Source organism: Methylomonas sp. DH-1 (assembly GCF_046097555.1).
In the GTDB taxonomy this organism is placed as follows: domain Bacteria; phylum Pseudomonadota; class Gammaproteobacteria; order Methylococcales; family Methylomonadaceae; genus Methylomonas; species Methylomonas koyamae.
Map to the genome: position 1 here is coordinate 4,665,624 of NZ_CP143089.1, position 13,589 is coordinate 4,679,212.

A 13,589-nucleotide genomic window follows, 5' to 3' on the forward strand; every position below is an offset into this window, starting at 1 on the left:
ATTACTCTTCCGGTTTATGCGTCGAACGCCAAAACAAGGCCAGACCTATCGCCACCAACACGCCCAGAATATACATTTCGTATTTTTTGACTTGGCCCATGATGGATTCGGCAAATTGGCCGAAGGTATAGCCCAAGTAACCGACAGCGATGGCCCAAATCGCCGCCCCCAGAAAATTCAAGGCAAAAAACTTCAGCGGATGAATCTTGCTGGCGCCGATCACGAACGGCGTCACGTTGCGTACGCCGTACAGAAAACGGAAACCGAGAATCACCGGTATCTGGTGTTTGTGCAGCAGATCGAACACTTTGTCGGTTTTACTATGCCAAAGCGGCCTCTTCTCCAAAAACGAGATACCCTTCCAGCGTCCCAGATAAAAGAAGGTCTGGTCGCCGGCAAAGGTGCCGAGGAACGCTGTCAACATGACCCATTCCAGCGCCAAATAGCCGCTATGCGCCAAAAAGCCGGCAATCACCAGAATGGTTTCGCCTTCCAGATAGGTACCGATGAATAAGGCCAGATAACCGTAATCGATAACCAGCTGTTGTATATCCTGAAAATCCATAACGTCGATTCTTACCGTCAGGTCGGAGAATTAATGGCCGGCCGCTTTGTCGGCATCCACTTTGCTGCCGCAACTGCCTTCGCCGCCTTTCATCATGGCACCGCAGCTATGCTCGCCGGCTTTTTTATCCGGATTCATCATCGCGCCGCAACTTCCTTCCTCACTTTGTTTCGGCTTGTCGGCATTACCATGGTCCATGCCGCCCATCATGCCCATGCCGCAGGCGCCTTCCTTGCCTTTCATCATCGCACCGCACATGTTTTCCATGCCCGGCTTCATCTTGCCGCCGCTCATCATGCCACCGCACATGCCTTCGCCGCAGGAACCCTCTGCCTTCTTCGCGTCGGCTTTCTTGGCGCCGCCAGCCAATTTTTTACCGTTGCTGTCCATCGCATTGGAGCCGCAGGCACCTTGGCTGATTTTGCCGTTGGAATGCTCGGCGTGCGAAGTAGCGACCTGCATATAGCCGCCGGACAGTTCCGACAACGCAAACGGATTGGACTCGGCTTGCGCGTTCGCAGCGATTCCGGACAAAAGGGCACCGCCCATTGCAACGGCCAACGGAGATTTATTGAATTTTTTCATGTAGATATCCTCTCGTGCGTTTTTGTAATTATGTTATCCGGCCCGTTTCCGGCCGCATTACGAATGGCAAACGTCCTGCTGCTTCGGTCCTGATTATTGCATATTCAGACTGGATTCTTGTCCTTAAATTCGCACAGGTCCGCGATACAACAAGCCCCGCAGCGCGGCTTTCGGGCGATACAGATGTATCGGCCGTGCAGGATCAGTAAGTGGTGCGCATCTTTTTTATAGGGCTTGGGCACCGTCTTTTCCAGTTTCTTCTCCACCTCCAGCACGTTTTTTCCCGGCGCCAGGCCGGTGCGGTTGGCGACCCGGAAAATATGGGTATCGACCGCGATGGTCGGCTGGCCGAATGCGGTGTTCAAAATCACGTTGGCCGTTTTGCGGCCGACGCCGGCCAGGGCTTCCAACGCGTTCCGATCGCGCGGGACCTCGCCCCGGTGCTTTTCCAGCAGAGTCTGGCAAAGTTTTATGACATTTGCCGCCTTGCTATTAAATAAACCGATGGTCTTGATGTGCTGTTTCAAACCGTCTTCGCCCAAAGCCAAAATCGCCTGCGGCGTATTGGCGACCGGAAACAATTTGGCGGTCGCTTTGTTGACGCCCTTGTCGGTCGCTTGCGCCGACAACACCACTGCCACCAGTAATTCGAACGGCGTGCTGTAATTCAATTCGGTGGTCGGATTCGGCGTGGCCTCGGCTAGGCGTTGAAAAATCGTCAGGCGTTTTTCACTATTCATATCGGTTTGGCAAAATCGGGTTGAAGTGTTCCAGGCCATTCGAACTTCGGCAAGCCGATCCGGCTAGGCTGGCAATGCATGCATCAACTGTGGCAGCTAAATTTAATGGAACCATTCCTCGCGCCTCAAGTCTTTAACTAGCCACCGCAAGGGGGCAACTCAACACACAACAAAAATCGGGGGATTTATGAAAACATTAACAGCGATTACCGTCAGCGCACTATTGTTTGCCAGCAGCGGCGTATTTGCCGAAGAACATGCCGCAACCGCGCTGGAACACGCCAACCAGGCCGTGACCCACGGCAAAGCCGGGCATTCCTCGGTATTGGTAGAACACGCCGAAGCCGCTCTGCCCCATGCCAAAAAAGGCGCCGAAGTCGCCAAAGGCGAAGCCAAAACCCACATGGAGGCCGGCGTCAAATCTCTGGAAAGCGCGGTCGAGCACGGCAAAATGGGCCATGCCGACGTTGCGACCAAAGCCGCCGAGGAAGCCGTCGAACATATCAAAGCCGGCAACAAATAATCCGCAAAACGCCCGCTATAAGCTCCCAAAGGCCAGTTGAGGCCATCGGGTAGAGGCGCAGCCAATGCGCTTCTACCCGCAATCCATCATACCGACACGGCCCCGGCAATATGCGGGTGCGCCTGGTAACTCAGCAATTCGAAATCGCTAAACCGGTAATCGAAAATCGAATCCGGCCGGCGCCCGAACTGCAACTGCGGCAGCGGCAAAGGCTGGCGGCCCAATTGCAATTCTACTTGGGCAAAATGGTTGCGGTAGACGTGGACGTCGCCGAACGACATGATCAGATCGCCCGGTTCGAAGCCGCATTGCTGGGCCAGCATATGCGTCAATAACGCCACGCTGGCCTGGTTATACGGCACACCCAAAAAACAATCGGCACTGCGCTGAGTCATCATGCAAGACAATTTGCCATTGGCGACGTAAAACTGGTAAAGCACATGGCACGGCGGCAACGCCATCCTGCCGGCCGCCGCATTTTCGCGCGGCCCTATCGTTTCGTCCGGCAGAAAGCCCACGTTCCAGGCACTGACCACGTGCCGCCGCGAGTCGGGTTTACGCTTCAAGCCGTCGACCAGAATCTCGATCTGGTCGTAGCAGGTGCCATCCGGCCCCAACCAATTGCGCCATTGCGCGCCGTAGACCGGACCGAGCTCGCCGTCCGGGGTCGCCCACTCGTCCCAGATCGTGACGCCATGGTCGTTCAAGTATTTGATATTGGTGTCGCCGCGCAGAAACCATAACAACTCGTAGGCTATCGATTTGAAATGCAGTTTTTTGGTGGTTAACAACGGGAAACCGTCTGCCAGGTTATAACGGATTTGCCGGCCGAATACCGAGCGCGTCCCGGTGCCGGTACGGTCGTTTTTGTCGACGCCGTTGGCCATGATGTCGGCCAGAAGATCTAAGTAGGGTTGCATAGCGGGTTAAATCGAAAAAATAGCAGCAGTATATCGGGGAACGGCTACCGGGCGGAAACGGTTCTGCATTTACCGGCAGCGCTTGGCTACAAATATTGCAGCCAACGCCACTGCGGCCGCGCCGCTTTAAACGCTTCGAACCAGCGGCACACCGGATACAGCATCAGTAATACCAGCAACCAAAAGCCGTAAACGCCGACCAAGCCAAAACCGTAATCGGCCGGCCAATCTTTCTGCCATATCCCTCCGCCCATCACTACCGCCACCGGACCGCCGTTGATCAGCGCCACCAGTACCGCCAGGCCGTGGATCGTGTATAGATGAATCAGATAATAGAACAGCGGAGTCCTGCCGAATACTTGCAGTACCGGCAACGGCCGGGCCGCAAGCGCCAAAAACACCAGCGCCGGCCCCAACGTCATCAGCAAATACAACAGTGACGGCGGATATTTGTGGCAGTTTAGAAACGACAGCAGCGTGAACGACGGGTCTGGGTAGGCTTGCCACGGTTGCGGATCGCCGTACAGATTGCTGTAACGCAACGCGACAAACCCGGCAAGCAAGCTACAGCCCAGTAGCATCAGCCGCCGAGGATTTCGCCATTGCTCCACGGTCAACAAATGGCCGAAGCCGTAACCCAAGGCCATCACGCCGACCCAGGGAATCAGCGGGTAATATGGGTTCAATTGCCAGCCTGCGCCCAAATCGATGTCGTCCCCGGTATGCAGCACCGACCACCACGGTCCGAACCAACCCAAGTCGGTAGGTTTAAGCCCATCGAACAAATTGTGCCCAACAACCATCGATCCGCCGATCGCGACGACCCAACCCAACGGCAATTTAACCAGCGCAGCCAACACGATCATCGACCAGCCGAGCGCCCACAACACGCCGCCGTCGATGTGGCGCAAATCGGCGCGAAAATTCCAGGCCCAGGCTTCTACCGTACAAACCAATACCAGCAACAGCAAACCGCGCTTGGCGAGAAAACCGCTAACCGGGGCGTCCGTACCGCGCTTAGCCGCCCACAAATAAGCGCTGGTGCCGGCCAGAAACACGAACACGGCCGCGCAGAAATGCGTAATCCAGCGAGTCAGGAACAGCGCTGCGGTGGTTTTCTGCAAATCGGTAGGATCGAAATGGGAAATACTGAAATAATCGCGGGTATGGTCCAGCGTCATCAACATCATGACCAATCCGCGCAAATTGTCCAAGCAAGCGATACGTTGACTCATAGAAATGCGGCTGAACCCAACTAAAAGGGCTTAGCTTAGCGGCTCAGCGGCGCAAGTCAAACAACGCCTATCGAACAACCCGGCTAGGCCGGGCAACCAGTCGCAAACCGAGGTTGGCCGCGCCGGATACCGCCGGAACCTAAGCGCCGGAAAGCCTGGTTTAGCCGAAAATCGGCGCTCAAATCACGCCCAAGCTGGTACACAGCAACAACAGGCTAGAGCAGCATATCGAGACCAGAATGGTCAAGCCGACCGCAACATCGGCAAAAGAAGCCAAATACGCGTAAACCTTACGTCCGTTAATGGCTTTGGCTTGAATGACAGCGACCTGGGCAAAATCCGCGACTTTCGGATTATGGTGATAGGTGTTCATAATCGCCCCCGGTATAGTGATTTTTTGTCGTCAAAATACCAGCATAAAGCGAACCTACGCACAAAACCGTTTCAAAATCAATGCCGACGGCTATCCGAACGAACCGACGTTAGCTTCGTGGACCGGCAAGTGTCAAAAAACGCGACACGGCCAGCCGGCAAGTCGCCGCTTTGGTTACGCCGCCTAGCCTTTGCGGCGCCAAGGGCTTGTATACCAAGCCGGCTTCCGGGCGCGCGATCCGGGTGGCTTATGTCGTCAAATTATTCGACACAGTGCGGCGCCAACAGACGACAGCTATCAGCGGTGGTGGCGATGGCGATGATGCCAACCGCCGCCGTGGCGCGGACCGGCATCGTAGCCGTAACCGCCGTGAGGTGCATAATACCCGGCCGGGCGATGGCCGTAGGGTACGTAGGCCACGCATCCCGAAAGCCAGAGCAAACCGGCCAACAACCCCCAAGTACGCATAATCCGTTTCATGGCTACCAACCGCGCCGGTAATCGTAGTCGGGGTAAGGCGCGTGACGGTCGTGCCGGTAATCGCGCGGCGGCGGCAACGCATGGTAACGCGGCGGCACGCGTTGGTAACCCCATCTCGGCGGCAGATACGCCGGGCGGTAAGGCCCGTGGTGGTGCCGGTAATGCTGGTGATGGTGGCCGTGGTGGCGGCCATGCCCCCAATCTCCGTGCGCGGCGGCCACACCGGAAAATGACAAACAAAACAAAGCGATGGCTAACAACCTGAACATATATCCTCCTTTGCGGACTGTTTCAGTTGCAGCAGATTGTTCTCCATTCAGCTTAATATCGGCTTAGCGCGGCTCACTTCGCGGCCAAACGAGAATCGCAGCGCCAAACTCATTCTCGCCACGATGACAACGGACTGTTTCGCAATAGATAGCGGTTCAACCGATTTACCAGGCGCAACATCGGTCGATCGACAGCCGGCTATAACCGCTATACCGAATCGTCCCTAACCGGGATGGAATTAGGCCCAGCGGCCAATGACCGTTTACGCCATTCGCTGCAAAGCTTTCTGAACGAGCGACTACGGTCAAATGCTAGCTGCAAGTTTATTTGCGCGGAAAACGCCGGTTGATCGGTGGTTTCGCCATACGAACGGTTGGCCACGCAAGCCTTGATCCAGCCTTTGGCATCGCGCGGTTGTTCGGGATCGACAAGCTTTGCCGGGTCATAAGTAAAGCCTCGATGTCCCTGTAGCGATTCGGCGGCGGCGATAAACCAGGCCTCGTACTCTCTGTTTGCTAACACCACGGAAATTTTCCGGTGCGGGACGATACTTTCGGCGCGCCGCAAAATCTCTTGGCCCAGTTCTACGGGGCAGTCATCGTCCGCATCGAACAGAATCAATATCCAGCCCTCGTCGCCGCATTTGTTAGCGGCAAGACTTAAGTGGCGGCGAAATTCGTCCTCTCTGTTTAAAAAGCGGTCGCGACGAACTCGAATCGGATACCCCACATCGACGTGTATGTCCGGGGTTAACCACTGGTTGAGTCGCCGTAACAGAATGGGTAAAGCAATGACTTCGCCATCGCCTTCCACTATCGCGGTTACATTGATCACGGCCGACTATCTCCAAATAAATCGGTTTGCTTTTGTTCTTCCAATTCCAGTTGTTTGCGGTCGGGAACCAATTGATTGAGGCGCAGCAATTCGCCGGCAGAGAACAGCGAGTCTCGGATCGCTTGCCGAGACGCTTCGTCGATAGGGCCGATCCGGGTTTCGCCTTTTTCGGAAACCACCGACAATAATGAATCGGCGCTTAACTGCAAATCGTCGAGCAGGTCCGGACTATGGCTAGTGACGATGATTTGAGTTTCTTGCGACGCCCGATTCAGCGCTTCGCGCAAAGCCGAACTTGCCGCCGGATGCAAAGCCGTCTCCGGCTCTTCGATACCGATCAAGGTGGGGGCGTAATCCCGGTTACCCTGAAATAGCGCAGCCAATATTCCCAGTGCCCTTAACGTGCCGTCCGACATGTTTTGTGCCAGAAAGCGCCAGGGGTGCTTAGCGCCGGCCATGTCCTGCCGAAATTCCAAAGTCTCCATCGGGCCAATGGACTTACGCTCCACGCCATGAACCATAGGTACGACGGTTTGCAAATAGTCCTGGATGATGGTCATGCGTTCCGGCGAAACTCTTTCTAAATGGCCTATGACACTGGCGATGTTTTCTCCGACCGGCTTTAATAACCTGCCCTCTTGCGGTTTTTGCAGTTCGCGCATTAACTTGGGATTCAAATTGTAAAATCCCATGGTGGAGAGCAGATCGAAAACCGGACGAAATTCGGTCATGCCGGAAGCGGCGACCAAGGCCAAACGGTCGGAGGTCACAGAGGGGAACGTCGACTCGCTAGTGTTGCGCAGTTTGCCTTTATCGATCTGGAAAAACGGGCCTCTACCGATACCTTCCAATACGCATTCCTCGGTCTGCACTTTGTAGCCTTGGCCGGAAAGCGCGCCAACATTGAATGCATAATGCCCTCTTTGCCCGTTAGCAAGCGAGAATTCCAGACGAATGCCGAAATGGTTTGGATGGCCACTGGAATATCTGCGCACTTCCGACAGGCCGCCACGTTCGTTTAAGGCATTGTCCAGCGAACTGGTTAAGGCATCTCGCACCAAGTGCAAGGCGTCGAGGAAATTGCTTTTACCGGAACCGTTTGCCCCGACCAAATAGGTGAGCTGGTCCAATTTTACGTTGCAATAACCGATGCTTTTGTAGTTCCGTAATACGACGCGAGTGATATGGGCATGGGCCATGGGCTCTAACTTCTCTATGTTTTGATACAGGTAACTTGCTGGATTCGCCTACCTTCAACCCAGAACCTTGAGTTGGCCACGGGCCGAGGAGACCCGACGGATATATCGAAATAACCGGGCTTATGCTTTTGAACGACTCGTCAAAGCGCATCCTTTTCCGGTTATTCAAGCCGGAGCTCAACTTGCTGTGCCCATGTTACCGAAGTTAGCGGCGATTGCAGCAAAAGGCGTTCCGGAAACGGCCAGACCCAACGCGCAGCCGCCCGCGGCAAAATTTGACTTTATCGGCAGATCGACCCGCCGCGATACCGACTTAACCCAAGCCGGCCCCACTGCAGCGTTTCGCTAAGCCGGCTTTCGGGCTCCTCACCGGTACAGCCGCATCAATTCAATTCGACCACGGCCAGCCTTACCCGCTTCAGGGCCGGATCGGTCCAGGCCACGTAGGCTTGGTTGCCGATCACTTGCGTCGCCAGATACTTGCTAGGCCATTTCGGGAATCCGCCGCGATACAGCGTGGTGCGGCGGCTGATTTTACCGTCCTCGCCGAGCTTGGCCACGCGCAATTCGTCGTCCGGCCCCTGCCGGCCGCGCCAACTGACCAGTGCCGAACCGTCGTCCAGCAACGTGGCATTGGCGTAACCGCTGGCGTCGGCATCCAGCTCGACCGGTGCCAGGAACGTTTCTCCGCCGTCGTGCGAGAACGCCGCCTTGACCCGGCCCTTGCCGTCGGCGGCGCTGAACCAAGCCACCACGGCATTGGCCGGTGCCAGATCGACTGACGGCCCGTTGCTAGGGCAACCGCCTATCACCCAGCCGTCGGCGTGGACGCTGCCGATTTGCGGCGTTGCGCTAACCGGCTGCCAGCGCACCGCACTAATGTCGCGGATTTCGCCGGCGGCATGGTCGCGGTAAACCGTCAGCAAGCGTTCGCCGAGCGCCGCAGTGTAGCTGCGGCAGCAGGAACAAACGTCGTTGTCCAGAATTTGCTCGGGATTCGCCCGCCAATCCCTATCGATCACGGCCGACACCAACTGGTAGCGGTTGGTTTTCGGATCGGCGGCCGGATCGTGGCTGGCTAAACGCATGTCGGTCCAGACCAATGCCAAGCGCCCGCCCGGCAGCGCCGCCAGCGACATTTGCGCGTCGTAGACCCGCGCTGCCGCGCCGTAAGGTTTCAGCGGCGCGCTCCAGCTCAGGCCGCCGTCGATAGAGCGCGCCAGAAAAATATCGGAAGCATAACGGTCCGTCGAGTCCGTCGGATACGGCATCCAGGCAGCGGCCAGGCTGCCGTCGCTCAAGCCCAGCACGACGGGCGGATCGGCCAGTTTGCCTTGCTCGCGGATTACCGTTAACGGCAGGCTCCAGCCCGTTTTTTCCAGCACGGCAAATTTGGCGGTGCTGGCATTGCCGTCGGTTTCCACCCAACTCAGGATCAGCTCGCCCGCCGCGGTTTTTTCCAAATGGTGTTGCTGGCTATTGTCGGCGGCCGGCACTGCCAGTTCCCGCCATTTCAGCGGCCGGTCGGCGAAGGCGGCGGAGCTGGCAACCGCCAGCAAAACCGAGACTGCGAATCCGGCCGTTGCGGCCCGCGAAAATATGTTCATGTCGATTACCTCTGCATCGCTGCCGGATCAGTACTCCACCCGAATCGAGCCGACGGCGGTCAGCGGCGCCCCCGGATAAACCCCCAGCGCCGGCGCGACGTTGGAATCGGGATCAGTGGATTCGTAATATTCCTTATCCAGCAAATTGCGAATGTTGAATTGGGCGGTAATCCTGGAACCGCCGATTTTGTGTTTATACGCCAAGAATGCATCCATCCGCACGTAGCCCGGCATCTGGAAGCTATTGGCATTGTCGCCTTCGCGCTGCCCAGCGGCAACCCCGCCGAGGCCGGCACTGAAGCCGTCCTTGGCTGCATAGCCGTTGGCGTCGTAGCGCAACCACAAACTGCCGGAATGTTCCGGCACGTTGTTTAAACGGTTGCCGCGGGTAGCGCCGCTGTAATCCTTCAGCACCCTGGCATCGGTAAAGGCATAGCTGCCGATCAGGCTGAAGTTGTTGCTCAAGTAACCGGTCATATCCAGCTCGATACCCTGGCTGCGCTGTAGATTGGCGATTTTATCGAACGGGTCCGGCGTGCTTAAATCGTTGACCAAAATATTATCCTTTTCCAGGTGGTAGTAGGCCAAAGTTACCAATAACCGTTGGTCGAACAAGCGGGTCTTGATGCCGGCTTCGAATTGTTCGCCGATCTGCGGATCGAAGGTTCTGCCGTCGGCGCTTGGTGCGTTATTGGCCCCGAACGAAGTAGTCCAGTTGCCGTACAGATTCAACTCGTCGAACAATTCGTAGGCAATGCCGACCTTGGGGCTGAAGCCCTGGTCCTCCCTTTTGAAGGCATTGACCTGGCTCTCGGCGGTGGCAAAATCGAAACCGTTGCCGCGCCCGGTCTCGGTCCAGTCATAACGGCCGCCGCCCATGACGTGCAGCTTATCCCACAACGTGATTTGGTCCTGGAAATACACGCCGTACCAGCCGTTGTAAATCGAGGCGCGGTTACCGATGCCGCCGTTCGCCGCCGTGCCGAAAGTGTCGCCGACCGTAGCAAAGGCATTGTCGAACGTCGCTTGCGGAATACCGTAACTGGGGTAAGGATCGTAGATATTGATCGCCAACGCCGGATTGGCGCTCTTCCAACGGCCGTCGCCACCGTACTTGTTGAACGTGCGGTAAAAATCGAATCCGACCAACAAGTCGTGTTTCAGCTCGCCGGTTTGAAATTTACCGGTGACATCCAGGTTGGCGGCGTAATGCTCCTGCTCGGTGATTTGCCGGAAAATATTGCGCTGCATCAGTCCGGTGGTCTGATTCAGCGCGGCCGCCGCGTTAAAAGCCGGCCCCGGATTGACGAAAGTGGTGCCGCCCTCGGCCAGACTGGCCAGGAAGCGGTTGTGGATGGCCCAATCCTGATTGAAGCGGTGGTTGATTTCGGTGCCTATTTTGACGCCGGATTGCTCGCCCATCGGCGTGTTCGGATCGCCCAGGTTGCGGCTGATCGGGATCGCCGCCGGCCGGTTGCCGATTACCGGAATGCCGAAGTCGGCCGGCGCGGTTTTATCGGTGCCTTCGATGTCCAGGGTCAGGTCGGTGGCATCGCTGGGGCGCCAGATAATGCTGGGATTGAATACCATTCGATCCACCGAGACGAAATCCCGAAACGAGCCGTTGCTCTGGTAAGCGCCGGAGAAGCGGTAGACCAGCGATTTGTCCGCCGTCAGCGGACCGCCGGCGTCCCATTGGGTCCGGTAATGGTCGTAGTTGCCGAACTGCTGTTCCAACGAGTAGTAGGCGCTATCCAGGCCGCGTTTGGTGGTCAGATTGATCATGCCGCCCGGCTCAGTACGGCCGTAGAGCTGGGCCGGGCCTTTGATGACTTCGACGTTTTCCAGATTGCCGGCGTCGAAATCGCCAAAAAAGGCCTCGCTGGCCATCAGGCCGTTGCGGTAGACGTTGCCGTTGCGGAAGCCGCGAATAATGAAACCGGTGCCGCCGCCGAGGGAAGGATTGGCGCGCACGCCGCTGACGTTTTCCAGCGCATCTTTAATCCGGGTGGTTTTCTGGTCGTCCATTACCGCCCGCGATACCACTTGAATCGAGGTCGGCGTTTCGAAAATCGGGGTATTGGTCTTGGTTGCGGCGAAGGACTTGTCGACCGCATAGTCCTTGCTGTAAGGGTCGCTAGCGCCATAACTGCGGGAACCGGACACCGTTACCGCAGACAGGGTCGAAACCTCGGCTGGCGCAGCCGGCGCCTTTTCCAGCGTGATGGTGCCGTTGGCGGTCGTGCGCGGCGCCAACCCGGAGCCGGACAATAAGCGTTGCAGCGCCTGTTGCGCGGTGAACTGGCCTTTTACGCCGGGCGATTGCAGGCCCGCCGCCAGTTCAGCCGGATAACTGAGCGCCATGCCGCTGGCGTCGGCAAACGCGTTCAACGCCGCTGCCAGCGGCTGCGGGGCGATGTCGAACGCCTGTGTCCGCTCGGCGGCAAACGCCGGCGGCATGCCGGCTAGTGCGAACGCCGCCAGCGGCAGCGTCCGCAACATAAACGGGAAAGGACGGAATACGCCGCGCAAGCTGCGGCTGTTTCGGCTGGCCATTGCTATCTCCTGAATTGGTACGAATTTGCCTCAAACCTTGAGGATGCAATGAAGACGGGCCAGCACAAGTTTCCCTCAATACGCCCGGCGATTTTTTTAGGCGGGCTGCGCCATCCGCCGGCGGCAAAGCTTGACGGCGCTAACGGCGCAGGTGCATGCTGCGGCACTTTCCACCACCCGCCGAAACCGGCCGGATTGCTTGCTCCGGCCGGCGACAGGCGACACTAGAGGAGGCTCCATGTCCGAAACCACGTTAAACGGCAGTTGCCTGTGCGGCGCCGTAAAGTTTCAAGTCCGCGGCCAACCGCAACGCTTCTACCACTGCCATTGCCAACGCTGCCGCAAGGCCTCCGGCAGCGGCCATGCCAGCAACCTGTTCTTGACCGACGCCAGCTTGAGCTTCAGCCAGGGCGAAGCTCTATTGAAGCGGTTCAAAGTCCCGGAAGCCCAACGCTTTGCCCGCCAGTTTTGCAGCGAATGCGGCTGCGCCGTGGCCCGTTCGGTACCGGAATTGAACGCGGTATTGGTGCCGGCCGGCACCTTGGACGACGAGGCGCCGATCCAGCCGCAAGCGCGGATTTTCTGGGACTCGCGTGCCGCCTGGTCTTGCGCCGGCGACGATTTGCCCCGCTTCGCCGAATACCCGGCGTAAGCGTTCCGCTCCAGGTCCGGCACCGATGGCAATCGCACTCGACCAAGTCCGCTGGGGCATGATCGGTTGCGGCGCGGTCGCCGAACGCAAAAGCGCTCCGGCCTTCAACAAGATCGCCCATTCCCGCCTGATCGCGGTAATGGGCCGCAACCCGGCCAAAGCGGCGGACTATGCGGCGCGCCGCGGCGTAGCGCGCTGGTACGCCGATGCGGAGAAGCTGATTGCCGACCCGGAAGTCAATGCCGTGTACATCGCGACGCCGCCCTCCAGTCACGCCGAATATGCGTTGCAGGCCTTGGCCGCCGGCAAGCCGGTCTACGTGGAAAAGCCGATGGCCTGCCGCTACAACGAATGCCTGACCATTAACCAAGCTGCCGATGCAGCCGGATTACCGTTGTTCGTGGCGTACTACCGGCGGGCGTTGCCGTATTTCTTGCAAATCAAACAGTTGCTCGATGCCGGCGCGATCGGCACGGTATTGGCCGTCAACATCAGTCTGGTGCAATCGCCGCGTCCGGCCGACCGCAATCCGGACCGGCTACCGTGGCGGGTCAAACCCGAGATCGCCGGCGGCGGCTACTTTTTCGATCTGGCCTGCCATACGCTGGACGTGCTGGATTTCATGCTCGGGCCGATCATCGACGTTAGCGGCCATAGCGCTAACCGCGGCGGGCTTTATCCGGCAGAAGATACCGTTGCCGCGTCGTTCCGCTTCGCCAATGGCGCCATCGGCTCCGGTTTTTGGTGTTTCGCCGCCGCCGAAACCGGCCGGGCCGACCGCGTCGAAATTCTGGGCAGCGCCGGCGCCATCCGGTTTGCCAGCTTCGCCTTTACCCCTATCGTGCTGGAAAACGGCACCGGAACCCGCCAATGGCTGCCGCCGAATCCGGAAAACATCCAGTTGCACCTGATCGAAGCGATTGTCGCCGAATTGCGCGGCCTGGGCCGCTCGCCGTCCACCGGTGCAACGGCGGCCAGAACCCAATGGGTGATGGACGCTATCGCCGGACATTTGGCCTGAAGCGGTAACGATACGGACCCGACCCGTAA

The 13,589-nt window shown here is 57.9% G+C and carries 15 protein-coding genes; 3 read left to right on the plus strand and 12 right to left on the minus strand.

All coding sequences use genetic code 11. The features are described from left to right. Position 1: 1 nt before the first annotated feature. From VXJ35_RS21290 to nth, 3 genes are all read right to left on the minus strand, one after another. Positions 2 to 565, minus strand: a complete 564-nt coding sequence (locus VXJ35_RS21290; RefSeq protein ID WP_064023096.1) for a DedA family protein — start codon at positions 563 to 565, stop codon at positions 2 to 4. A gap of 30 nt (positions 566 to 595) precedes the next feature. Further along, positions 596 to 1,150, minus strand: a complete 555-nt coding sequence (locus VXJ35_RS21295) for a hypothetical protein (RefSeq protein WP_064023097.1) — start codon at positions 1,148 to 1,150, stop codon at positions 596 to 598. A gap of 104 nt (positions 1,151 to 1,254) precedes the next feature. Then, positions 1,255 to 1,890 carry an endonuclease III gene (nth, locus tag VXJ35_RS21300; RefSeq protein WP_064023635.1) on the minus strand — a complete coding sequence of 212 codons (636 nt, stop codon included), beginning with the start codon at positions 1,888 to 1,890 and terminating at the stop codon, positions 1,255 to 1,257. A 187-nt stretch (positions 1,891 to 2,077) separates the two neighbouring features. Between nth and smbP the strand changes: the two genes are divergently transcribed. Next, positions 2,078 to 2,413 carry a small metal-binding protein SmbP gene (gene smbP, locus VXJ35_RS21305; RefSeq protein ID WP_064023098.1) on the plus strand — a complete coding sequence of 112 codons (336 nt, stop codon included), beginning with the start codon at positions 2,078 to 2,080 and terminating at the stop codon, positions 2,411 to 2,413. Between the two features lie 86 nt (positions 2,414 to 2,499). On the opposite strand, the gene VXJ35_RS21310 is transcribed toward smbP, so the two are convergent. The 9 genes from VXJ35_RS21310 to VXJ35_RS21350 all read right to left on the minus strand — a co-directional run bounded on the left by VXJ35_RS21310 (position 2,500) and on the right by VXJ35_RS21350 (position 11,887). After that, entirely contained in the window at positions 2,500 to 3,333 is an 834-nt protein-coding gene (locus VXJ35_RS21310; protein WP_064023099.1) for a thymidylate synthase, read from the minus strand. A gap of 86 nt (positions 3,334 to 3,419) precedes the next feature. Then, a complete protein-coding gene (locus tag VXJ35_RS21315; protein ID WP_082881033.1) occupies positions 3,420 to 4,568 on the minus strand; it encodes a DUF1624 domain-containing protein in 1,149 nt (382 codons plus the stop codon). 178 nt (positions 4,569 to 4,746) lie between these two features. Continuing rightward, complete coding sequence (locus VXJ35_RS21320) at positions 4,747 to 4,941, minus strand: hypothetical protein (protein WP_054762819.1); 195 nt, start codon at positions 4,939 to 4,941, stop codon at positions 4,747 to 4,749. A gap of 297 nt (positions 4,942 to 5,238) precedes the next feature. Further along, on the minus strand, positions 5,239 to 5,421 hold the full coding sequence (locus VXJ35_RS21325) for a hypothetical protein (protein WP_064023100.1): 183 nt from the start codon (positions 5,419 to 5,421) through the stop codon (positions 5,239 to 5,241). 2 nt (positions 5,422 to 5,423) lie between these two features. Next, a complete protein-coding gene (locus VXJ35_RS21330) occupies positions 5,424 to 5,690 on the minus strand; it encodes a hypothetical protein (protein ID WP_064023101.1) in 267 nt (88 codons plus the stop codon). A gap of 208 nt (positions 5,691 to 5,898) precedes the next feature. Beyond that, positions 5,899 to 6,525 (minus strand): DUF4276 family protein, encoded by a 627-nt coding sequence (locus tag VXJ35_RS21335; RefSeq protein ID WP_064023102.1) that lies wholly within the window; start codon positions 6,523 to 6,525, stop codon positions 5,899 to 5,901. Beyond that, positions 6,522 to 7,724: an AAA family ATPase gene (locus VXJ35_RS21340; protein WP_064023103.1), complete on the minus strand. Its 1,203-nt coding sequence runs from the start codon at positions 7,722 to 7,724 to the stop codon at positions 6,522 to 6,524. Before VXJ35_RS21340 ends, VXJ35_RS21335 begins: the two co-directional genes overlap by 4 nt. A 383-nt stretch (positions 7,725 to 8,107) precedes the next feature. Then, the gene (locus tag VXJ35_RS21345) at positions 8,108 to 9,331 is read right to left on the minus strand and encodes a hypothetical protein (RefSeq protein WP_064023104.1); all 1,224 of its coding nucleotides are present in this window, start codon (positions 9,329 to 9,331) and stop codon (positions 8,108 to 8,110) included. A gap of 27 nt (positions 9,332 to 9,358) precedes the next feature. Then, positions 9,359 to 11,887, minus strand: coding sequence for a TonB-dependent receptor (locus tag VXJ35_RS21350; RefSeq protein WP_064023105.1), 2,529 nt, complete (start codon positions 11,885 to 11,887; stop codon positions 9,359 to 9,361). Positions 11,888 to 12,125: 238 nt separating this feature from the next. On the opposite strand from VXJ35_RS21350, the gene VXJ35_RS21355 reads away from it, so the two are divergent. Together VXJ35_RS21355 and VXJ35_RS21360 are read left to right on the plus strand one after the other, a co-directional pair. Beyond that, positions 12,126 to 12,539 carry a GFA family protein gene (locus VXJ35_RS21355; RefSeq protein ID WP_064023106.1) on the plus strand — a complete coding sequence of 138 codons (414 nt, stop codon included), beginning with the start codon at positions 12,126 to 12,128 and terminating at the stop codon, positions 12,537 to 12,539. 25 nt (positions 12,540 to 12,564) lie between these two features. Beyond that, complete coding sequence (locus VXJ35_RS21360; RefSeq protein ID WP_157198256.1) at positions 12,565 to 13,560, plus strand: Gfo/Idh/MocA family protein; 996 nt, start codon at positions 12,565 to 12,567, stop codon at positions 13,558 to 13,560. Positions 13,561 to 13,589 lie beyond the last annotated feature (29 nt).